The sequence below is a fragment of the Comamonas aquatica genome (assembly GCF_018064205.1).
Lineage (GTDB): Bacteria > Pseudomonadota > Gammaproteobacteria > Burkholderiales > Burkholderiaceae_C > Comamonas > Comamonas aquatica.
The window spans coordinates 2,415,459-2,437,190 of sequence record NZ_CP072916.1; the positions used below are offsets into that span (position 1 = coordinate 2,415,459).

The following is a 21,732-nucleotide window of genomic DNA, read 5'->3' on the forward strand; positions in this document are numbered from 1 at the left end:
TATGCGCCGGGGGCGCAGCCCTCAGGCCGCGGGCCGGCTGACGGCCTGCAGCGTGCTGACCTGCCCCACGGCCACCTGGCAGCGGCCACGGCGCTTGGCCTCGTAGCAGGCCATGTCGGCCCCGCGCACCGCCTCCTGCGGGGCATGGCGCAAGGCATCCACGGCCACCACCCCGACGCTGACGCTGATCCAGTGGCGCTCGCCCCCCCAGCTGGGCTGCCAGCGCCACACGGCATCGCACAGGGCCTGGGCCACGCCCTGGGCATGGGCCAGGCTCAGGCCCGGCAGCAGCACGGCAAACTCATCCCCGCCCAGCCGCGCGACATCGCCCAGCGGCTGGACGTGGCTGTGCAGCAGACGGCCGATGTGGCGCAGCATCTTGTTGCCCATGTCGCGCGAAGTGACCTCGTTCATCATGCCCAGGTGGTCCACATCGACAAACAGCAGACAGCCCTGGGTGGGCACGCGCGCCACCGCGCTGTCGACCTGGGCTTTGGGCGGTTGCAGGCTGTCCGTCACCCAGGACTGCAGGCTCCACATGAAGGCCTCGCGGTTCGGCAGGCCGGTGAGCCCGTCACGCCAGGCATGGGCCTCCACCGGCCAGGAGGGCACGCTGCGCCCCTGGCGCCAGGGCAGACGCAGGCGCCAGACCGTGCTGTCCGGGGCGCGATCGGGGGTCCAGGCCAGCACCTCCACCCACACCCAGTCGCCGTCCTTCTTGCGCAATTGCACCAGTCCCTCGAAGCCGCCCAGGTCGACCAGGGCATGGCGCACCGCCGCCAGCGCCTGCGGGTTCTCAAACAGCTGGTCCAGCGCCAGCACCGCCCCTTCCGAGGGGAAATAGCCCAGGATCACGCCCACCTGCGGCGTCGCTACCTGGACCCGCCCGTCCTGCTCCAGCAGCATGGCCACCGGCACGTTGTCCAGCATGGCCAGCGTGCCAGCCACGGGGGGGGTGTCAGCCTCGGCCACCGCGCCGCCGGGTTCGCCGTGGCGGTGGGCCATCAGCCCCTCGATCGTGCCGGGGGCCACCGCTGCGCCCGCATGGCGCGGCCAGGGGGCCAGCCAGCCCCACAGCGCCCACACAGCCAGGGCCGTCAGGATGGCCAGCCCCAGGCCCAGCATCAGCCAGGTCTGCACGGGCAGACCCTGGTTGCCCAGCATGTCGCCCGACATGTCCCGCAGGATCACGGCCTGCCACTGTGGCAGGGGCAGGCCCACCCGCGTTACCAGCCGCGCGCCCCAGGCCACGGTCTGTGCACTGGCGGCCGAAGGCTTGGACAGCGACTGCCACTCCGCCCAATGGGTCTCCCACAGTTCGCGCGCATGCTTCCAGCGCTGCGTGACATCGGAATGCGCCAGCACCACGCCGTCCGGATCCAGCAGCACGTACTGCAGACCGGGCACGGCGCCCAGCGGTTCGGGGATCAGGGTGGCCAGGGGCAGCTTGGAGACCGCCGCCAGGGCACCGGCCACCGCGCCATCGGCCCGGCGCATGGGTACGGTCAACAGGACACGCAGGTGGCTGGCGTCTTCCGGCGTCTGGATCTGCACCACATTGGGCTTGCCCTCGGCAATCGTGCGGCGCAACGCCTCCACCCCGTTGGTGTCGATCTCGACCACCGCGCCGCCCAGGCCATGGTGGGTGATGGAGCCGCTGGGCAGGGCCACGTGCAGGCTGTCGAACAGCCGCAGCGTGGAACCCTCCTGCTGCATCAGCGCATCCAGCACGGCCGGCTTGTCCAGCAGGCTGGTGTGCATGCCCTGGGCAATCGACACCAGCAGGCGCTGCTGGGCTTCCATGCGCGCCGTCAGCATGCGCGCCCACAGGTCGGCCTCGGTGTTCTGCTGGGCCACCAGGCGCTCCTGGGTGCGTGCATCGACCACCTGCACCAGGCACCAGGCACCAAACGCCGCCACCGTGAGCACCAGGGCCGCCAGCACCAGCACCAGCAGACGCAGTCCGCGCCAGTCGGTCACTGCGTCAGCCAGGGGGGCAGGAGCGGGTTTGCTGGAATTGATCACGCCCCACTATAGGCAGGACTGGACGGGGCGTTGTTCCGGTGGAACCCTTGAAGTCCGTGCCCTACAAACGCCAAGGAGGCCTTGCGGCCTCCTGGTTGTGTCACCCTGTTGCGCGCTGGCGCGTGGGCTCAGATGCCGGCCACGCTTTGCAGTGCGCTGGGCTGGGGCAGGTTCAGCACATTGCCCGTGCCGGCGATCAGGCCGTGTTCGCGCAGGTGGCGCAGCACGCGCGAGAAGGTTTCGGGCGCAATCCCCAGCTGCGCGGCAATCGTGCGCTTGCGCTGGTTCAGCGTGACGCACATGGTGCCGTTATCGGCATGCTGGGCATGGCGCAGCAGCCACTGGGCGCAGCGGGCCTCGGCATCCTGTGCGAGGCGGCTGACGGCGGTTTCCGTCTGCTGGCAGTAGCCCTGGGCCATGTCGCGCACCAGGGTGGCCACCGTGTCCGGCAGGGACTGCAGGCTGTGCTGGAATGCGCCCAGCGAGATGCGGCGCAGGCGCACCCGCGAGTCGGTCACCATGTCCACACCACAGCTGCTGCCCGTCAGTGCGAAGGCGGCATCCAGCCACGCCGGGCCTTCCACCACGCCGAGCTGGTGGCGCATCTGCCCGTCTTCGAGCACACCCAGCACCACGCAGCCGCTGTCCAGGTACAGGACCGAGTCGGGACGTGAGCCACGTTGGCGCAGCAGCTGGCCGGCGGAAACCACCTCAGCCTGGGCCAATGGATCGAACGATGGAATGTGGAACATGGTCACGGACTGTGCCGCAGCGCTGTCCGGACGGTGTTGAGCCACATCAATAATGAATGCCACGCCAGACGGGCCCCGACCGGCGTGCCGGCCAGCGGTTGCGGCGCCCGCAAAAAAAGGCCCGCAACCACGGCTGCGGGCCTGCAGGGACGGACACGGCTGGCGCGCGACCTCAGGGGGTGGGCACGGGCGCTCCGGACTCGAACCACTGCTTGAAGCTGTCGCGCTCCTCGGCGCTCAGGGCGCCGGGATTGCCGAAGGGCATCTTGCGCAGCTGCACCACCTGGGCATAGATCTGCTGGGCATGGCTCTTCACGTCGGCGGGGGTGTCGAACTTGACGTTCTTTTGCGCGATCGTGGCGGAGCTGTGGCAGACCACGCAGTGCTGCTGCATGATGGCGTGCATTTTTTCATAGCTGCCTGCGCTTGCCGTGCTTGGGCTGGAGGCCGATTCGGCCACAGGTTTGGCAGTCTCCCCCTGCACCACGGACTGGCCCACGGGGGCGATCACGGCCGGGTTGGCGGCCACCGCCGCGGGCGGGGCCGGGCGCAGCCAGGCGATGACGCCCAGCAGCACCACCACACCCACGGCGGCGTACTTCCAGGGATGGGGGTTGCGGCCCAGCTTGTGGCCATGGCGCATGACGAAGAACTGGCGGATGGCAGCGCCGGCAAACATCATCAGGATCAGGACCAGCCAGTTCTGCGGGTGGCTGTGCAGCCAGCCATAGTGGTTGGACAGCATGGCAAACAGCACCGGCAGGGTGAAATAGGTGTTGTGCACGCTGCGCTGCTTGCCGCGCTTGCCGTGGATGGGGTCAACGGGTTCACCGGCCTTGATGGAAGCCACCATCTTCTTTTGGCCGGGGATGATCCAGAAGAACACGTTGGCGCTCATGGATGTGGCCAGCATGGCACCGATCAGCAGGAAGGCGGCCTGGCCGGGGAAGATGTGGCAGGCCAGGTAGGCGGCCACGCAGACCAGCACCAGCACCAGCGCGCCGACGGTGGCATCGCCGCCGTCCTTTTGCCCGAAGACGCGGCAGATGCCGTCGTACAGGAACCAGAACACCACCAGGAAGGCCAGGGCCGCGACGATGGCCATCTGGCTGGACATCAGCGGGTTGGCGGGATCGACCAGGTAGATCTTGGCATTCCACAGGTAGGACACCGTCAGCAGCGCAAATCCGGACAGCCAGGTGGTGTAGCTTTCCCAGTAGAACCAGTGCAAGTGGTCGGGCAGCTTGGGTGGGGAGACGTTGAACTTGACCGGGTGGTAGAAGCCGCCGCCGTGCACGGCCCAGAGTTCGCCGCTGACGCCCTGCTTTTTCAGGTCCTCATCGACCGGCGGGGTCAGGCTGCTGTCGAGGAACACGAAGTAGAACGACGAGCCCACCCAGGCGATGGCGGTAATGACATGCAGCCACCGCAACAGCAGGTTGGCCCAGTCGAGGATATAGCTTTCCATAGCACTCAACTCCGGCAGCACAAGGGCTGCCCTGGAAGATCAACCTGCTCACCACTGCGGGCGCTCTGAGCAGAAGAATGGGCCGCGCACCTGGGTTGTAACAACATCGTGGGCACCGCTGCGACCTGTCTTTCGTTAAAGTGTATGCAATTTTTGTCGCCAAAAACTGCAAATTCAGCCTGCCCCCGGGCAACTACCAAGGACCCAGCACCACCCCGTCAGGCGGCTGCAAGCTGCTGGGCCCGCAGCTGCAATAACTGTGCCGCCACGGCGATGGCGATCACCTCGGGCTCCTTGCCTGGAATGCCGGGCAGGCCGATCGGGCAGGTGATGTGTGCGATCTCGGCCGCACTGAAGCCCCGCTGCGCCAGCCGGCGCTGGAACACGGCCCACTTGGTGGCACTGCCAATCAGGCCCACAAACGGCAGGTCGCCCCGCTCGCGCTGGCGCCGCAGGCAGGCAGCGACGATGTCCAGGTCCTCGGTGTGGCTGAAGCTCATCACCAGCACCAAGGCCTGCGCGGGCAGGTCGCGCACGGCCGCGTGCACGGGCTCGGAGTGCTCGCAGCGCACCTGCGGCAGCGGCGATGCCGGGAACATGCCGTCCCGGCTGTCCACCCAGTGCACGGCAAACGGCAGCGGCTGCAGCACCCGCACCAGGGCGTGGCCCACATGGCCGGCGCCAAACAGCGCCACCGGCTGGTGCGGCACCTGCAGGCGGTCCAGCACGGCGCCATCGGCGGCGCCCACGGCCGTCAGGCGCAGATCGACCGCGCCGCCACAGCACTGGCCCAGCGAAGGCCCGAGGGCCAGGCGCAGGCTGCGCACCGGCCCGGGCAAGCCCTGGGCCAGCCATGCGCGCGCCAGGCGCGTGGCCTCCCATTCCAGGTGCCCCCCGCCGATGGTGCCGATCAGCCCTTCGGCTTGCACCGCCATCCACGCACCCGGGCCGCGTGGGGCCGAGCCTTGCGTGGCCACCACTTCGACCAGGCACACCGGGGCCTGGCGCACGGCGGCCCGCAGGCGTTCCAAAGCATTCACGAGATCCACCTTGTTTGTTTCATGCACGTCACAATCGCAAGCACAAGTCTTGCCACTTCGTCCCACGCCCGGGATGGCGATAAGCTTGCACCATGACTGACAAGCACCGACCCGGTTCCGAGCATCCTAAACGCCACTGGCTGTGGGGCGGCATGGCCGCCGCCATGACCGCCATCCTGGCAGCCTGCGGCGTGGCGCCCTCGTCCCCGCCACCCGCCACCGGCAGCGCGGGGGCCGGCACCAGCCGCAGCTCCAGCGCCACCTCGGCCCGCGCCTACCGCCAGGACGCGGCCCGCCACCTGTATGCCCAGAATGCCCCGCGCATCTACAAGGGCCAGTTACCGCCGATGCTGTATGCCGTGGGCGTGCTGGAGGTGAACCTGGACCGCAAGGGCAATGTGCGCAGCCTGAACTGGATGCGTGCCCCGCGCCATGCCCCCGAAGTCATCCGGGAAATCGAACGCACGGTGCGTGCCGCCGCCCCTTACCCGGCACCCGAGCGCGTGCAGGACCGCCTGGTGTGGACCGACACCTGGCTGTGGGACCGCACTGGCATGTTCCAGCTGGACACCCTGACCGAAGGCCAGCGCGACGGAGGCTAGGCCCGGTCCATCCAGCGCAGCGCAGATCGACGGATGCGCTCTGAAAAGCTTTCGCAGCGCCCCCGCCTACAGCCACCCACGCCGCCGGCGACACCACAGCGGCGGCCCTGCGACCTATGCTGGCCGCATGATGACCACCCCGCCCCTTGCGCCGCCGCCACGCTCACGCCGCCACTGGCTGCTGGGAGTCCTGGGCAGCGTCGCCGCCGCTGCCCTGACCGCCTGCGGCATCCCCATGCCCTTGCCAGGCGCACGCACCGAGCAGCGCGCCTCCACGGCCTACGAGCAAAAGGCCGCACGCCACCTGTACCAACGCTATGCCGCGCGCATTTACCGCGGACAGCTGCCCGCGATGCTGTACGCCGTGGCCGTGCTGGAAATCCATGTGAGCGGCAATGGCCAGATCCGTCGCCTCAGCTGGATGCGCCAGCCCAGCCATGCACCAGAAGTGGTCAGGGAGATTGAGCGCATGGTGCGCGCTGCCGCACCATTTCCGCCCACCGGGGCGGGCAATCTCATCTACACCGACACATGGCTGTGGGACCGCTCCGGGCGCTTTCAGCTGGACACGCTGACCGAGGGACAGCTTCCGGGCGGCTAACCAGCGCCAGCCATCAAAAAAGAGCGCCCAGCGCTCTTTTTTGATGGTGCCAGCCGCCCACTCAGGAGCCGCGGTAGGTGGAATAGCTCCAGGGGCTGACCAGCAGCGGCACGTGGTAGTGCTGGTCGGCGTGCGCCACGCCGAAATCCAGGTGCACCACATTCAGGAAATTGGGCTCGGGAAGTTGCACACCTTTTGCTTTGAAGTAGCCTGCCACGTCAAAGGACAAGCGGTAGGTCCCCACTTTGAGGCTGTGGTTGTCAAAAAGTGGGGCATCGGTGCGACCGTCGTGGTTCAGGGTCAGGCTTTTCAGCAGCGTGACCTTGTCGCCCTCGAGCGCAAACAGCTGTACCTGCATGCCGGCCGCGGGGCCGCCGTGCATGGTGTCCAGAACGTGGGTACTCAAGCCCATGGGGGTAACTCCTCAATGTGACGCAGCCGCCGTGCAGCCGCTTGTTTACCAAAAGTGTATACAATTTTTGCTCAAACGCATCTATGATGATCCCTATGGAAACATCCTCCACCAGCGCCATCGCCGACGCCCTGACGCGGGCCATCGTCGAGCACAAACTGCTGCCCGGCACCAAGCTGGCCGAGCAAAAGCTCGCCGACCATTTCGGGGTGTCGCGCACCCTGGTCAGGCAAGCTTTGTTCCAGCTGTCGCAAAACCGGTTGGTCACCCTGGCGCCGGCCCGCGGTGCGTTCGTGGCCACCCCCTCGGTCGAGGAGGCCCAGCAGGTGTTTGCCGTGCGCCGCATGCTGGAAACCGAGATGACGCGCGCCTTTGTGCGCCAGGTCAAGCCCGCGCAGATCAAGGCGCTCAAGGCCCACATCACGGCTGAGAAGAAGGCCATGGACCGCAACGACGTGGGCCAGCGCACCGAGCTGCTGGGCGACTTCCACGTGGTCATGGCCGAGCAGATGGGCAACCACGTGCTGGCGCAGATCCTGGGCGAGCTGCTGTCGCGCTGCGCCCTGATCACGCTGATGTACCAGAGCGCCAGCGCCGCCGAACACTCGCACGAAGAGCACGAAGCCATCGTCACGGCCCTGGCCGCCAAGGACGAGGCCCTGGCCGTGCGCCTGATGCAGGACCACCTGCAGCACGTGGAGGCGGGGCTGACGTTTGACCGCGAACCACCTAGCAACGATCTGTCCATGGCACTGTCCGGCGTGACCGCCTGAATGCCTGTTCTGCGCCCTGATCTCTGCCACACACCATGACCTACAACGCCTGCGCCCCCTACCCCCGTGACCTGATCGGCTACGGCCGCCAGCTGCCCCAGCCGCAATGGCCCGGCCAGGCCCGCGTGGCCGTGCAGTTCGTACTGAACTACGAGGAAGGCGGTGAGAACCATGTGCTGCACGGCGATCCGGCCAGCGAGCAGTTCCTCTCCGAAATGTTCAACCCGGCCGCCTACCCGGCGCGCCACATGAGCATGGACGGCATCTACGAGTACGGCAGCCGCGCCGGCGTGTGGCGCATCCTGCGCGAGTTTGAAAAGCGTGGACTGCCGCTGACCGTGTTCGGCGTGGCCACGGCCCTGCAAAAGCACCGCGAGCTGGCCCAGGCCTTTGCCGATCTGGGCCACGAGGTGGCCTGCCACGGCCTGAAGTGGATCCACTACCAGAACGTGCCCGAGGAGATCGAGCGCGCCCACATGGCGCAGTGCATGGAGATTTTCGAAGACCTCTACGGCCACGATGGCGACCACGGCCTGGGCTGGTACACCGGGCGCGACAGCCCCAACACCCACCGACTGGTAGCCGATCACGGGCGCTTTACCTACGACAGCGACTACTACGGCGACGACCTCCCGTTCTGGATGCGCCTGGAAAAGACCGATGGCAGCCACCACCACCAGCTCATCGTGCCCTACACGCTGGACGTGAACGACATGCGCTTTGCCCTGCCCCAGGGCTATTCGCACGCCGACCCGTTCTTCCAGTACATGAAAGACACCTTCGACACGCTGTACGCCGAGGGCGACCCCGCCGGCGAGAACGCGCCCAAGATGATGAGCATCGGCATGCACTGCCGCCTGCTGGGCCGCCCCGGCCGCATCACCGCACTGCAGCGCTTTCTGGACCACATCCAGCGCCACAGCCACGTCTGGGTGTGCCGCCGCATCGACCTGGCGCGCCACTGGGCCCAGCGCTTCCCGGCGCCTGCGCTGTGAACGCAGCTTGATTGCCAAACTGGCATCCAGCCCTTATCCATCCTGCGTCAGCAGCTCTATTTTTTGACAGGAAGCACCATGGCCCTGACCCTGGAACAACTCAACACCGCCGACACCGCCAGCGCCGTGCAGCTGCTGGACGGCCTGTACGAGCATTCGCCCTGGATTGCCGAAGCTGCGCTGGCACAGCGCCCGTTCAAGTCACTGGCCCACCTCAAGCACGCCATGGTCCAGGTGCTGGCCCAGGCCTCGCCCGAGGCGCAGCTGGACCTGATCCGCGCCCACCCGGAGCTGGCCGGCAAGGCCATGGTGGCCCAGTCGCTGACCGCCGAATCCACCAACGAACAGAACACCGCCGGCCTGACGGCCTGCACACCCGAGGAATTCGCGCGCATCCAGCAGCTCAACGCCGACTACAACGCGCGCTTCGGCTTCCCCTTCATCCTGGCCGTGCGCGGCCCGCGTGGCACCGGGCTGACCAAGGCCGAAATCATCGACACCTTTGCGCGCCGCAGCTTCAACCACCCAAACTACGAGCGGGCCGAAGCCCTGCGCAACATCCATCGGATTGCAGAGATTCGCCTGAACGACAAGTTCGGCTACACCCCCACGCTGGGCAACGATGTCTGGGACTGGCAGGAAAAGCTGGCCCAGCACAGCGAACCGGGCTATGCCGAGAAGGGCCAGCTCACCGTCACCTACCTGACCGACGCCCACCGCGCCTGCGCCCAGCGCATCAGCCACTGGATGCGCGACTGCGGTTTTGACGAGGTCGAGATCGACGCCGTGGGCAACGTGGTCGGCCGCTACCACCCGGCCCAGGCAGGCGCCAAGTACCTGCTGACCGGCAGCCACTACGACACCGTGCGCAACGGCGGCAAGTACGACGGCCGCCTGGGCATCTTCGTGCCCATGGCCTGCGTGCGCGAATTGCACCGCCAGGGCAAGCGCCTGCCCTTCGGCATCGAAGTGGTGGGCTTTGCCGAGGAGGAAGGCCAGCGCTACAAGGCCACCTTCCTGGGCTCGGGCGCGCTGATCGGCGACTTCAAACCCGAGTGGCTGGAACAAAAGGATGCCGACGGCATCACGATGCGCGAGGCCATGCAGCACGCCGGCCTGTGCATCGACGACATCCCCAAGATCCGGCGCGATGCCGCGCAGTACCTGGGCTTCATCGAAGTGCACATTGAGCAGGGTCCGGTGCTCAACGAACTGGACCTGCCCCTGGGCGTGGTCACCTCCATCAACGGCGGCGTGCGCTATGTGTGCGAGATGTATGGCACCGCCAGCCATGCCGGCACCACCCCCATGGACCGCCGCCACGACGCCGGCCTGGGCGTGGCCGAACTGGGCCTATATATGGAGCAGCGCGCGCGGCAGGACGGCGACAGCGTGGCCACCATCGGCATGCTGCAGGTGCCCAATGGCTCGATCAATGTGATTCCTGGCCGCTGCCTGTTCAGCATGGACCTGCGGGCCCCCACCGACGCCCAGCGCGACGCCATGGTCCAGGATGTGCTGGCCAAACTGGAAGAGATCGCCCGACGCCGCGGCCTGCAGTACAAGACCGAGCTGGCGATGCAGGCGGCCGCCGCCCCCAGCGCCCCCGACTGGCAGCTGCGCTGGGAGAAGGCCGTGGCCGCACTGGGCGTGCCCGTGTTCCGCATGCCCAGCGGCGCCGGCCACGACGCGATGAAACTGCACGAAATCATGCCCCAGGCCATGCTGTTCACGCGCGGCCTGAATGGCGGCATCAGCCACAACCCGCGCGAATCCACCACCAGCGACGACATGCAACTGGCCGTGGAAGCCTTCAGCCACGTGCTGCAGCAACTGGCCGCGCAATAACACCCACCGACACGAGACACCCCATGAAGCAAGACCGCCAAGCCACGTACGTCGCACTGGACGCCTGGATCGACCAGCACTTTGACGAGCAGGTGCAGTTCCTACAATCCCTGGTGCAAGTGCCCACCGACACGCCGCCCGGCAACAATGCCCCGCATGCCGAACGCACGGCCGAGCTGATCCAGGCCTTCGGCTTCGACGCCGAAAAGCACGTGGTGCCGGCCCAGGCCGTCAAGGACTACGGCATGGAGTCCATCACCAACCTGATCGTGCGCCGCCCCTATGGCGCGGGCGGCAAGACGATTGCCCTGAACGCCCACGGCGACGTGGTGCCGCCCGGTGAAGGCTGGACCAAGGACCCGTATGGCGCCCAGATTGAGGACGGCAAGATGTATGGCCGCGCCACGGCGGTGAGCAAGAGCGATTTCTCCACCTTCACCTTCGCCGTGCGTGCACTGGAGGCCGTGGCCAAGCCCGCCCGGGGCGCGGTGGAGCTGCACTTCACCTACGACGAGGAGTTTGGCGGCCTGCTTGGCCCCGGCTGGCTGCTGGAGCAAGGCCTGACCCGGCCCGATCTGATGGTGGCTGCCGGCTTCAGCTACGAAGTGGTGACCGCGCACAACGGCTGCCTGCAGATGGAAGTGACCGTACACGGCAAGATGGCCCACGCTGCCGTGCCCCACACCGGGGTGGACGCGCTGCAGGGCGCCGTGGCCATCATGAACGCGCTGTATGCCGAGAACACCCGCTACCAGCAGGTGACTTCACAGGTCCCCGGCATCAAGCACCCCTACCTGAACATCGGCCGCATCGAAGGCGGCACCAACACCAATGTGATTCCCGGCAAGGTAGTGCTCAAGCTGGACCGCCGCATGATCCCCGAGGAGCACCCGGCCGAGGTGGAAGCCAGCATCCGCGCCGTGATTGCCCGCGCCACCGCCGACTTCAACACCCAGCGGGGCTACACCGGTGAGGACGCCGTGCGCGTGGACATCAAGCGCCTGTTGCTGGCCAACGCCATGACCCCGCTGGCCGGCAACCAGCCCTTGGTGGAGGCCATCCAGACCCACGGCGAAGCCGTGTTCGGCACCAAGCCCCCCGCCGTGGGCACGCCGCTGTACACCGACGTGCGCCTGTACGTGGAGCGCGGCATCCCCGGCGTGATCTACGGCGCCGGCCCCCGCAGCGTGCTGGAAAGCCACGCCAAGCGGGCCGACGAACGCCTGGAGCTGGAAGACCTGCGCCGCGCCACCAAGGTGGTGGCACGCAGCTTGGTCGACCTGCTGGCCTGACCCCCGGCGCTCCACGCCCCGCCCCTCCAGCCCGGTTGCGACCGGGCTTTTTCATGCCTGTGCCCAGCGGGCGTGCATCTTGCTTGTTTCCAGGGAAGAGCCCCAGCATGGGGTATGCCCGCTTTCACATTCCGAAAAGCCCTTTTGTGTTTCAAAACACAAACCAGGCACTGCGCACGGGCATGCACCAGCAAGGGGCAAACCCCTAGGAAATCAGGCCCCTACCCGGGATTTCTAGAGGTCCTAATCCATTCTGTTTTGTATACACTTTTTGTATGGATGGTTGCATGCAAGCGATGCAGCACAACCACACCACCCTACAAGGACTCCAAGGAAGACCCCATGCAGACCACTGTGCATCCTGTCGATGAAAAGCTCCCACTAGGCCGTGTGACGGCACTGGGCCTGCAGCACGTGCTGGTGATGTACGCCGGTGCGGTTGCCGTGCCGCTCATCGTCGGCCGGGCCCTGAACCTGCCGCCCGAGCAGGTGGCCATGCTGATCTCGGCCGACCTCTTCGTCTGCGGCCTGGTGACGCTGATCCAGGCCATGGGCTGCACGCAGTGGTTCGGCATCAAGCTGCCAGTGATGATGGGCGTGACCTTTGCCGCCGTCGGCCCCATGGTGTCCATGGCGCAGAGCACCGGCGGCCATGCCGGGGCCGGCCTGATCTTCGGCTCGGTGATCGGCGCCGGGGTGGTCTCCATCCTGATCGCGCCGGTGGTCAGTCGCCTGCTGCGCTTCTTTCCGCCCGTGGTCACCGGCACCATCATCACCGTGATCGGCATCAGCCTGATGCGCGTGGGCATCAACTGGATCTTCGGCAACCCTGTGGGGCCCACCGCCCCGTCCGTGCCCAACCCCGAACACCTGAAATGGCTGACCGAGGCCCAGGCCATGGCCGGCGCACCGGGCACCTCGCTGCCACCGGTGCCCAAGGGCTTTGCCGTGGTGCCCACCATCCCCAACCCCAAGTACGCCGACCTGACCGGGGTCGGGATCTCGGCCGTCGTGCTGCTGACCATCCTGTTCGTGGCCCGCTTCGGCAAAGGCTTTCTGGCCAACATCTCGGTGCTACTGGGGATTGTGGTGGGTGGTGTGATCACCGCGGCCATGGGCCTGATGGACTTCCACAAGGTGGCGAATGCCCAGTGGTTCAACCTGGTGCTGCCCTTCGAGATCGCCGCCCCGGTGTTCGATCCGGTGCTGATCCTGACCATGACCCTGGTGATGGTGGTGGTGATGATCGAGTCCACCGGCATGTTCCTGGCCCTGTCCGACATGACCGGCAAGCCCATCAACCAGGATGAGCTGACGCGCGGCCTGCGCACGGACGGCCTGGGCACGCTGATCGGCGGCATCTTCAACACCTTCCCCTACACCAGCTTCTCGCAGAACGTGGGTCTGGTCGCGGTCACTGGGGTCAAGAGCCGCTGGGTCTGCGTGGCAGGCGGGGCCATCCTGATCCTGCTGGGCCTGCTGCCCAAGATGGCCATGCTGATCGAGTCCCTGCCCACCGTGGTGCTGGGCGGTGCCGGCCTGGTGATGTTCGGCATGGTCGCTGCCACCGGCATCCGCATCCTGTCGACGGTGGACTTCATCCGCAACCGCAACAACGCCATGATCGTGGCGGTCTCGATCGGTGTCGGCATGATTCCGCTGGTGGCACCCAATTTCCGCCAGTGGATGCCCCATGCCATCCACCCGCTAATCGAATCCGGTATCCTTCTGGCCTCGATCGCCGCCGTGCTCCTGAATGTCTTCTTCAACGGAGCGCGCGGAGATACCCAAGCTGTTATCAATGCCGCACGCCAGGCCGACGCGCACTGACCCAGTCTGCCTTCGCCCGTAGCCCGGACATCCCCGGGCCCCACGAAGCCCCCTGCCCACGCCGCAGGGGGTTTGCGCCTTGGGCTACGCTTATTGCAGCGCACAAACCGTTCATCTATTGGAAAGACCCGACCTAGGGTAAGCTCTAGGTCAGCAAGCCTTCAGGCTTGATCTGCCAGATTCACGAGATATTTTTGTATGACGCAAACCCTGTCCACCGCTGAACAAGCCCTGCGCGATGCTGCGCGTGAGTACCACGCAAGCCCCAACAAGGGCAAGATTTCGGTGACCCCCACCAAGCCACTGTCCAACCAGCGCGACCTGTCGCTGGCCTACTCCCCCGGTGTGGCCTACCCCTGCCTGGACATCCAGGCCGATCCCTCCAAGGCTTTTGACTACACCGCCCGCGGCAACCTGGTCGGCGTGATCACCAACGGCACGGCCGTGCTGGGCCTGGGCGACATCGGCCCCCTGGCTGGCAAGCCCGTGATGGAAGGCAAAGGCTGCCTGTTCAAGAAGTTCGCCGGTGTGGATGTGTTCGACATCGAACTGGCCGAACGCGATCCCGACAAGCTGATCGAGATCATTGCCTCGCTGGAACCTACGCTGGGCGGCATCAACCTGGAAGACATCAAGGCGCCCGAGTGCTTCTACATTGAGCAGGAACTCTCCAAGCGCATGAACATTCCCGTGTTCCATGACGACCAGCACGGCACCGCCATCATCTCCAGCGCCGCGCTGCTCAACGGCCTGGAACTGGTGAACAAGCAGATCGACCAGGTCAAGGTCACCGTCTCCGGCGCCGGCGCCGCGGCGATTGCCTGCGTGAACGTGATGGTGGGCCTGGGCGTGAAGCGCGAGAACGTCTTCATGTGCGACTCCAAGGGCGTGATCTACGAAGGCCGCCCCGGTGGCCTGGACGCCTCCAAGGCCCAGTACGCCCAGAAGACCGACGCCCGCACCCTGGCCGACGCGGTCAACGGTGCCGACGTGTTCCTGGGCTGCTCGGCCCCTGGCGTGCTGACCGCCGAGATGGTCAAGACCATGGCCGACAAGCCCATCATCCTGGCGCTGGCCAACCCCGAGCCGGAAATCCGCCCCGAGCTGGCCAAGGCGGTGCGCCCCGACTGCATCATCGCCACCGGCCGTTCGGACTATCCGAACCAGGTGAACAACGTGCTGTGCTTCCCCTACATCTTCCGTGGCGCGCTGGACTGCGGCGCCACCAAGATCACGGAAAGCATGAAGCTGGCCTGCGTGCGCGAAATCGCCGCCCTGGCCAAGCAGGACGTGAGCGACGAAGTGGCCGCCGCCTACCAGGGCAAGGAACTGAAGTTTGGCCCCGACTACCTGATCCCCACGCCCTTCGACACGCGCCTGATCCTGCGCATTGCCCCCGCCGTGGCCCAGGCCGCTGCCGAATCCGGCGTGGCCACCCGCCCCATCGAGGACATTGCCGCCTACCGCGAAAGCCTGACCCGCTTCGTCTACCAGACCAGCATGTTCATGCGCCCCGTGTTTGCCGCCGCCAAGGCCAAGCTGCAGCGCGTGGCCTATGCCGAAGGTGAAGACGAGCGCGTGCTGCGTGCCGTGCAAGTGGCCGTGGAAGAAGGCCTGGCCAAGCCCATCCTGATCGGCCGCCCCGCCGTGATCGAAGCGCGCATTGCCAAGGCTGGCCTGCGCCTGCAGCCCGGGGTGGACGTGGAAATCTGCAACCCCGAGGACGACCCCCGCTTCCGCCAGTACTGGGAGGCCTACCACCAGCTGATGGGCCGTGACGGCGTGACACCCGAGACCGCCAAGTCGGCCGTGCGCCGCTCCAACACCCTGATCGCCGCGCTGATGGTCAAGCTGGGCGATGCCGACGCCATGCTGTCGGGCCTGGTCGGCCGTTTCGACCGACACCTGGACCACATCGAGACCGTGCTGGGCCACAAGGCCGGCGCCGACCGCCTGGCCACCGTGAACGCCGTGATGCTGGAAGACCGCACCCTGTTCATCGCGGACACCTACATCAACGAAGACCCCACAGCCGAAGAGCTGGCCCAGATCGCTCAGATGGCGGCCGACGAAGTCGCCCGCTTTGGCATCCCCCCCAAGGTGGCCTTCCTGTCGCACTCCAACTACGGCTCCTCCAGCCGCAAGTCGGCACTGAAGATGCGCGCCGCGCGCAACCTGTTTGCCGCGGCCAACCCCGGCATCGAATGCGACGGTGAAATGCACGGCGACGCCGCGCTGGACGCCAAGGTGCGCGAGCGCACGCTGCTGGATAGCAGCCTGTCGGGTGAAGCCAATGTGCTGATCTGCCCCAACCTGGACGCCGCGAACATCCTGTTCAACGTGCTCAAGACCACCTCCGGCCACGGCACCACCATCGGTCCCATCCTGATGGGCGCCGCCGCCTCGGCCCATGTGCTGACACCTTCGTCCACCGTGCGCCGCGTGGTCAACATGACCGCACTGGCCGCCGCCCAGGCGATTGCCCGCAAGGCCTGATCGCCCCGCCCCCGGCACCAGCCCTTGGCCCTGTGGCCAAGGGCTTTTTTCATGACCGCTTCATTTTTGAAAGCAGCTTGCGCTTTTGCAGCAATGAATTGATTGCTTAATCATTGCAAAATCCTTTTCCAATGAGCGCAAAACGCTCTTTTTATTGAAGCACAATCCATTCGCTCCGCCCCATGCGGCCCGCCCGCGCTGAACCGAAGCGCGCCGCTGTGCCATCACCACCACCCTGCCAAAGCACGCGCCCCTTGGGGTACAGTAACTGCAACTTCTCCCTGCAGGCGGCCCTGACCGCCCCGATACACCCCCACCGCATGCCAGTGTCCTTTGAGCCCGTCAAGGCCGGTACGTCGCTTGCCGATCAAGTGGCCCAATCCCTCGAATCCAGCATTCGGCAGGGCCAGTTGCGCCCGGGCGACCGCCTGCCCACCGAAGTGGCCATGGTCGCGCAGTTTGGCGTCAGCCGCACCGTGGTGCGCGAAGCGATCTCGCGCCTGAAATCCAGTGGCCTGGTGGAATCCAAGCAGGGCAGCGGCGTCTACGTGCAGGCGGCCCGCATCGAGCCACTGGACCTGGACAAGACCCAGGCCGCCTCGCAGGAGGCGGTGATCCAGATCGTCGAAGTGCGCCGGGCCCTGGAGGCCGAGGTGGCCGAGCTGGCCGCCGCGCGCCGCAACCCCGAGGACCTCCGCCGCATCCACGCGGCCGTGCAGGCCCTGGCCGATGCGGTGCAGCAGGGCCGCGACGGGGTCAGCGAGGACGTGGCCTTCCACCGCGCCATCGCCCAGGCCGCGCGCAACCCCTTTTTACTCAACACCCTGGACTACCTGTCCCAGATCCTGGCCGGCGCCACGCGCGTGACCCGGGCCAATGAAGCGCGGCGCACCGATTTTTCCACCGCCGTGACGCAGGAGCACGCCGGCATCGTCCAGGCCATCGAGGCCGGCGACCCCGCCGCGGCCCGCGCCGCCGCCACCGCGCACATGAACAACGCCATTTCCCGCATCCGCCAGGCCGATCCTGCCTTCTGGGCGCAGGATGGCCGCCGCTTGGCCCAGGTGCTGCTGCCGGACGCGCTGTAAAACGGCGCGCCGGCGCAACACCCCACGCGTGGTCGTCAGGCATACGCAGTTTCCCGGGGTTCCTTGGCACAAAAAATTTGTATGATGACAATATAAGCAGGCAAAGCAGCGGTGCTGCGCGCCTCCCTGATTACAAACTTCGAGACACATTTCCATGTCCACCCTTGCCCTCCTGAGCATTGCCGGGGGCAGCATCGCGCTGCTGCTCGTCCTGATCATCCGCCTGCAAGTCCACGCCTTCGTGGCGCTGATGCTGGTCAGCCTGCTGGTGGCCCTGGCCACCAACATCCCCGTGGCCGAAATCATTCCCACCCTGATCGCCGGCATGGGCGGCACCCTGGGCTCGGTGGCCATCCTGGTGGCGCTGGGTGCCATGCTGGGCCGCATGATCGAGGTGTCTGGCGGCGCCAACACCCTGGCACAGCGCTTCACCCAGATCCTGGGCCCGCGCCGCGTGCCGGCCGCCCTGACGGCCGCAGCCCTGGTGCTGTCCATCCCCGTGTTCTTCGACGTGGGCTTCATCATCCTGATCCCCATCATTTACGGCTTCTGCAAGGCCGCGGGCGTCAACCCCGTCAAGTACGGCCTGCCCGTGGCCGGCATCATGCTGGCCACCCACGTGGTGGTGCCCCCGCACCCCGGCATCGTCGGCGGCGCGGCCGTGCTGTCGGCCGATGTGGGCTGGATCACGCTGATCGGCCTGGCCACCTGCATTCCCCTGGCCTTCCTGGCCCAGTACGTGGGCGGCAAGCTCAACCGTCGCGACTACGTGATGCAACCCGATGCCGAGGCCCAGTTCCGCAAGTTCGGCACCGACGCCTCGACCACCACCACCTCCAACAAGCTGCCCAGCGTGGCCGCCGTGCTGACGCTGATCCTCGCCCCACTGGCGCTGATCATGCTAGGCACCACCGGCGCCACCCTGCTGCCCAAGGGCGACAGCCTGCGCAACCTGATGTCGTTCACCGGCGCCCCGGTGTTCGCCCTGATGGTCGCCATCGGCCTGGCCTTTGTGCTGCTGGTGCGCCCCCTGGGCTGGACCCGCACCCGCACCAATGAGGTGATGGAATCGGCCCTGCCCGCAGCAGCCACAGTGATCCTCGTGACCGGCGCCGGCGGCGTGTTCGCCAAGGTGCTGACCGTCAGCGGCATCGGCACCGCCCTGTCCCAGGCCCTGGCCGGCACCGGCCTGCCCCTGATCCTGCTGGGCTTTGTGATCGCCCTGGCGCTGCGCGCCGCCCAAGGCTCGGCCACCGTGGCCATCCTGACCACCTGCGGCCTGCTGGCCGAAAGCATCAACGGCGGTGGCTACAGCGCCCTGCAGGTCGCCATCCTCACGGTGGCCATCGGCTTCGGCGGTCTGGGCCTGTCGCACGTGAACGATTCGGGCTTCTGGATCGTCACCCGCTACCTGGGCCTGAGCGTGGCCGACGGGCTGCGCAGCTGGACGGTGCTGACCACCATCCTGGGGCTGGCCGGTTTCCTGCTGACCTGGTTGATCTGGGTCCTGGCGTCCTGATCCAGCTCTTGTCTTCTTCCACGCCGGGCCTGCCCGGCGTTTGCGTTTGCTTCCGCAACATCCTCTTTCGATTGGAACTTCTCAAATGACTCAGAAAAAAGTCGGCGTCATCGGCCTGGGCGCCATGGGCCTGGGCATTGCCAAAACCCTGCGCAACAACGGCTACTGCGTGCATGTCTGTGACGTGCGCCCCGGCGCAGCCGATGACTTCGCCAAGGATGGCGGCGTGGCCTGCGCTTCGCCGGCCGATCTGGCCGCCCAGGTGGATGTCGTGGTGTCCGTGGTGGTCAACGCCGCGCAGACCGAATCCGTGCTGTTCGGCGAGCACGGCGCTGCTGCCGCCATGCGTGCAGGCAACACCTTCATCATGTGCTCCACGGTCGACCCCAACTGGTCCATCGCCCTGGAAGCACGCCTGGCCCAAAGCGGCATCCTGTACGTGGACGGCCCCATCTCCGGCGGCGCGGCCAAGGCCGCCTCGGGCCAGATGACCATGATGACCTCGGCCACGCCCGCCGCCTACGCGGCCGCCGGCGACGTGCTGGACGCCATGGCCGGCAAGGTCTACCGCCTGGGCGACAAGGCCGGCGCGGGCAGCAAGGTCAAGATCATCAACCAGCTGCTGGCCGGCGTGCACATTGCCGCGGCCGCCGAAGCCATGGCCCTGGGCCTGCGTGAAGGCGTGGACGCGGCCGCCATCTACGACGTGATCACCCACAGCGCCGGCAACAGCTGGATGTTCGAAAACCGCATGGCCCACGTGCTGGCCGGTGACTACACCCCCCTGTCGGCCGTGGACATCTTCGTCAAGGACCTGGGCCTGGTGCTGGACACGGCCCGCGCCACCAAATTCCCGCTGCCGCTGGCAGCCACCGCGCACCAGATGTTCATGCAGGCCTCCACCGCCGGCTTTGCCAAGGAAGACGACAGCGCCGTGATCAAGATCTTCCCCGGCATCACCCTGCCCAAAGCCGCCAACGACGAAGGCCAGCCATGAGCAGCATCTCCCGCCTGAAGATCGGCTGCATTGCCGACGATTTCACCGGCGCCACCGACCTGGCCAACAACCTGGTGCGCGCCGGCATGCGCGTGGTGCAGACCATTGGCGTGCCCCAGGCCCCGCTGGACACCGAGGCCGACGCCGTGGTCGTGGCCCTGAAGTCGCGCACCATCCCGGCCAGTGAAGCCATTGCCCAGTCGCTGGAGGCCCTGCGCTGGCTGCAGGCCCAAGGTGCGCAGCAGATCTATTTCAAGTACTGCTCCACCTTCGACAGCACGCCCGCCGGCAACATCGGCCCCGTGACCGAGGCACTGATGGATGCCCTGGGCTGTGACTTCACCATCGCCACCCCGGCCTTCCCGGACAACAAGCGCACGGTGTTCAAGGGCTACCTGTTCGCGGGCGATGTGCTGCTCAACGAAAGCGGCATGCAGAACCACCCGCTGACCCCCATGACCGACCCCAACCTGGTGCGCGTGCTGCAGGCACAGTGCCAGCGCAAGGTGGGCCTGATCGACCACAGCGTGGTCGCCCAGGGTGAAACCGCCATCCGCGCCCGCATCGCGGCCCTGAAGGCCGAAGGCGTGGGCATCGCCATCGTGGACGCGGTGTCCAACGCCGACCTGCTGCGCATGGGCCCCGCCCTGTCCGACATGGCCCTGGTCACTGCCGGCTCGGGCGTGGCGATTGCGCTGCCCGCCAACTTCGGCCTGCAGCCCACCGACCAGGCTGCGGCCCTGCCCGCCGCCAGTGGCCTGCAGGCGGTGGTCTCGGGCAGCTGCTCGGTGGCCACCAACCAGCAGGTGCTGCACTTCATCCAGTCCGGCCGTCCGGCCCTGGCCATCGACCCGCTGCGCATCGCCGCCGGCCAGGACGTGCGCGCCGAAGCCCTGGCCTGGGCCCAGGACAAGATCGCCCACGGCCCGGTGCTGATCTACTCGACCGCCGAGCCCGCGGCCGTCAAGGCCATCCAGGGCCAGCTGGGCGTGGAGCAGGCCGGCGCCATAGTCGAGCAGACCATTGCCGGCATTGCCCGCGGTCTGGTGGAACTGGGCGTGCGCCAGCTGGTCGTGGCCGGCGGCGAGACCTCGGGCGCCTGCGTGCAGGCGCTGGAGATCGAGCAGATGCGCATCGGCGGCCAGATCGACCCCGGCGTGCCATGGTGCCACGCGGCCTCGCCGGCCGCCCCCCAGGGCTTGCACATCACGCTCAAGTCGGGCAACTTCGGAACCCCGGACTTCTTCTCCAAGGCCTTCACGGCCCTGGCCTGACCCCGAAAGCCCCCATGCCCACCGACTTTCTGACCGAAGCCCACGCCCGCGCGGAAATCTGCCGCGTGGGGCGCTCGCTGTTCGAGCGCGGCTATGTGCACGCCACGGCCGGCAACATCAGCGTGCGCCTGGCCGATGGCTACCTGATCACGCCCACCGATGCCTGCCTGGGCGCACTGCAGCCCGAACGCCTGGCCAAGCTGGACCTGCAGGGCCAACAGCTCAGCGGCGACCGGGCCAGCAAGACCATCGTGCTGCACCGCCGCATCTACGAGGCCAGCGCCACCACGGCCGCGCCCGCTGGCTGCGTGATCCACACGCACAGCACGCACCTGGTGGCCTGCTCGCTGCAGGCCGGTGCGGCCACGCCGCAGGCCGAGCTGCTGCCCGCCCTGACCCCCTACTTCGTGATGAAGGTCGGGCGCGTGCCGCACATTCCCTACCACCGCCCCGGGGCCCCCGAGGCGGCGCAGGCCGTGGTCGAAGCGATCGAGCGCTATGCCACGGCCGGCAGTCCCATCCGCGCCGTGATGCTGGCGCGCCTGGGCCCCAACGTCTGGCACGACAGCCCGGCCGCCGCCATGGCCACGCTGGAAGAGCTGGAAGAAACCGCCCAGCTGTGGCAACTGTGCCGCCACCAGCCCCCCGCCCCGCTGAACGAGGCGCAGATCGACGAGCTGCGCCAGACCTTTGGCGCGTCGTGGTGACCCCATCCATTCC

At 67.2% G+C, this 21,732-nt stretch carries 18 protein-coding genes; 13 read left to right on the top strand and 5 right to left on the bottom strand.

Annotation, left to right across the window (positions count from 1 at the left end):
* Window positions 1-21: 21 nt before the first annotated feature.
* The 4 genes from KAQ61_RS11435 to xdhC all read right to left on the bottom strand — a co-directional run bounded on the left by KAQ61_RS11435 (window position 22) and on the right by xdhC (window position 5,285).
* The gene (locus KAQ61_RS11435; protein ID WP_210929240.1) at window positions 22-2,025 is read right to left on the bottom strand and encodes a sensor domain-containing diguanylate cyclase; all 2,004 of its coding nucleotides are present in this window, start codon (window positions 2,023-2,025) and stop codon (window positions 22-24) included.
* A 128-nt stretch (window positions 2,026-2,153) separates the two neighbouring features.
* Window positions 2,154-2,777 (bottom strand): Crp/Fnr family transcriptional regulator, encoded by a 624-nt coding sequence (locus KAQ61_RS11440; RefSeq protein ID WP_043384551.1) that lies wholly within the window; start codon window positions 2,775-2,777, stop codon window positions 2,154-2,156.
* A gap of 172 nt (window positions 2,778-2,949) precedes the next feature.
* The gene (locus tag KAQ61_RS11445; RefSeq protein ID WP_042414123.1) at window positions 2,950-4,245 is read right to left on the bottom strand and encodes a urate hydroxylase PuuD; all 1,296 of its coding nucleotides are present in this window, start codon (window positions 4,243-4,245) and stop codon (window positions 2,950-2,952) included.
* A gap of 218 nt (window positions 4,246-4,463) precedes the next feature.
* The gene (gene xdhC / locus KAQ61_RS11450; protein ID WP_210929241.1) at window positions 4,464-5,285 is read right to left on the bottom strand and encodes a xanthine dehydrogenase accessory protein XdhC; all 822 of its coding nucleotides are present in this window, start codon (window positions 5,283-5,285) and stop codon (window positions 4,464-4,466) included.
* Window positions 5,286-5,377: 92 nt separating this feature from the next.
* Between xdhC and KAQ61_RS11455 the strand changes: the two genes are divergently transcribed.
* Window positions 5,378-5,887 (top strand): hypothetical protein, encoded by a 510-nt coding sequence (locus tag KAQ61_RS11455; protein ID WP_210929242.1) that lies wholly within the window; start codon window positions 5,378-5,380, stop codon window positions 5,885-5,887.
* A gap of 127 nt (window positions 5,888-6,014) precedes the next feature.
* A complete protein-coding gene (locus KAQ61_RS11460; protein ID WP_244982877.1) occupies window positions 6,015-6,488 on the top strand; it encodes a hypothetical protein in 474 nt (157 codons plus the stop codon).
* A gap of 61 nt (window positions 6,489-6,549) precedes the next feature.
* Here the strand turns inward: KAQ61_RS11460 and uraH are convergent, their stop codons facing one another.
* Entirely contained in the window at window positions 6,550-6,900 is a 351-nt protein-coding gene (gene uraH, locus KAQ61_RS11465) for a hydroxyisourate hydrolase (protein ID WP_042414131.1), read from the bottom strand.
* A gap of 95 nt (window positions 6,901-6,995) precedes the next feature.
* Between uraH and KAQ61_RS11470 the strand changes: the two genes are divergently transcribed.
* The 11 genes from KAQ61_RS11470 (at window position 6,996) to KAQ61_RS11520 (ending at window position 21,719) form a co-directional block, all read left to right on the top strand.
* Window positions 6,996-7,673: a GntR family transcriptional regulator gene (locus KAQ61_RS11470; protein ID WP_210929243.1), complete on the top strand. Its 678-nt coding sequence runs from the start codon at window positions 6,996-6,998 to the stop codon at window positions 7,671-7,673.
* 35 nt (window positions 7,674-7,708) lie between these two features.
* On the top strand, window positions 7,709-8,668 hold the full coding sequence (gene puuE / locus KAQ61_RS11475; protein WP_210929244.1) for an allantoinase PuuE: 960 nt from the start codon (window positions 7,709-7,711) through the stop codon (window positions 8,666-8,668).
* Between the two features lie 78 nt (window positions 8,669-8,746).
* Entirely contained in the window at window positions 8,747-10,516 is a 1,770-nt protein-coding gene (gene uraD, locus KAQ61_RS11480; RefSeq protein WP_210929245.1) for a 2-oxo-4-hydroxy-4-carboxy-5-ureidoimidazoline decarboxylase, read from the top strand.
* 23 nt (window positions 10,517-10,539) lie between these two features.
* Window positions 10,540-11,808 carry a M20 family metallopeptidase gene (locus tag KAQ61_RS11485; RefSeq protein WP_210929246.1) on the top strand — a complete coding sequence of 423 codons (1,269 nt, stop codon included), beginning with the start codon at window positions 10,540-10,542 and terminating at the stop codon, window positions 11,806-11,808.
* Window positions 11,809-12,150: 342 nt separating this feature from the next.
* Window positions 12,151-13,638 (top strand): nucleobase:cation symporter-2 family protein, encoded by a 1,488-nt coding sequence (locus KAQ61_RS11490; protein ID WP_042414226.1) that lies wholly within the window; start codon window positions 12,151-12,153, stop codon window positions 13,636-13,638.
* A gap of 198 nt (window positions 13,639-13,836) precedes the next feature.
* Window positions 13,837-16,134 carry an NADP-dependent malic enzyme gene (locus KAQ61_RS11495; protein ID WP_210929247.1) on the top strand — a complete coding sequence of 766 codons (2,298 nt, stop codon included), beginning with the start codon at window positions 13,837-13,839 and terminating at the stop codon, window positions 16,132-16,134.
* A gap of 320 nt (window positions 16,135-16,454) precedes the next feature.
* On the top strand, window positions 16,455-17,222 hold the full coding sequence (locus tag KAQ61_RS11500; RefSeq protein ID WP_154164357.1) for a FadR/GntR family transcriptional regulator: 768 nt from the start codon (window positions 16,455-16,457) through the stop codon (window positions 17,220-17,222).
* A gap of 154 nt (window positions 17,223-17,376) precedes the next feature.
* Window positions 17,377-18,741 (top strand): GntP family transporter, encoded by a 1,365-nt coding sequence (locus tag KAQ61_RS11505; RefSeq protein ID WP_210929248.1) that lies wholly within the window; start codon window positions 17,377-17,379, stop codon window positions 18,739-18,741.
* Window positions 18,742-18,826: 85 nt separating this feature from the next.
* The gene (gene ltnD, locus KAQ61_RS11510; RefSeq protein ID WP_210929249.1) at window positions 18,827-19,738 is read left to right on the top strand and encodes an L-threonate dehydrogenase; all 912 of its coding nucleotides are present in this window, start codon (window positions 18,827-18,829) and stop codon (window positions 19,736-19,738) included.
* A complete protein-coding gene (gene otnK, locus KAQ61_RS11515; protein WP_210929250.1) occupies window positions 19,735-21,012 on the top strand; it encodes a 3-oxo-tetronate kinase in 1,278 nt (425 codons plus the stop codon). The genes ltnD and otnK overlap by 4 nt, the downstream gene beginning before the upstream one ends.
* 29 nt (window positions 21,013-21,041) lie before the next feature.
* On the top strand, window positions 21,042-21,719 hold the full coding sequence (locus KAQ61_RS11520; RefSeq protein ID WP_210931889.1) for a class II aldolase/adducin family protein: 678 nt from the start codon (window positions 21,042-21,044) through the stop codon (window positions 21,717-21,719).
* Window positions 21,720-21,732 lie beyond the last annotated feature (13 nt).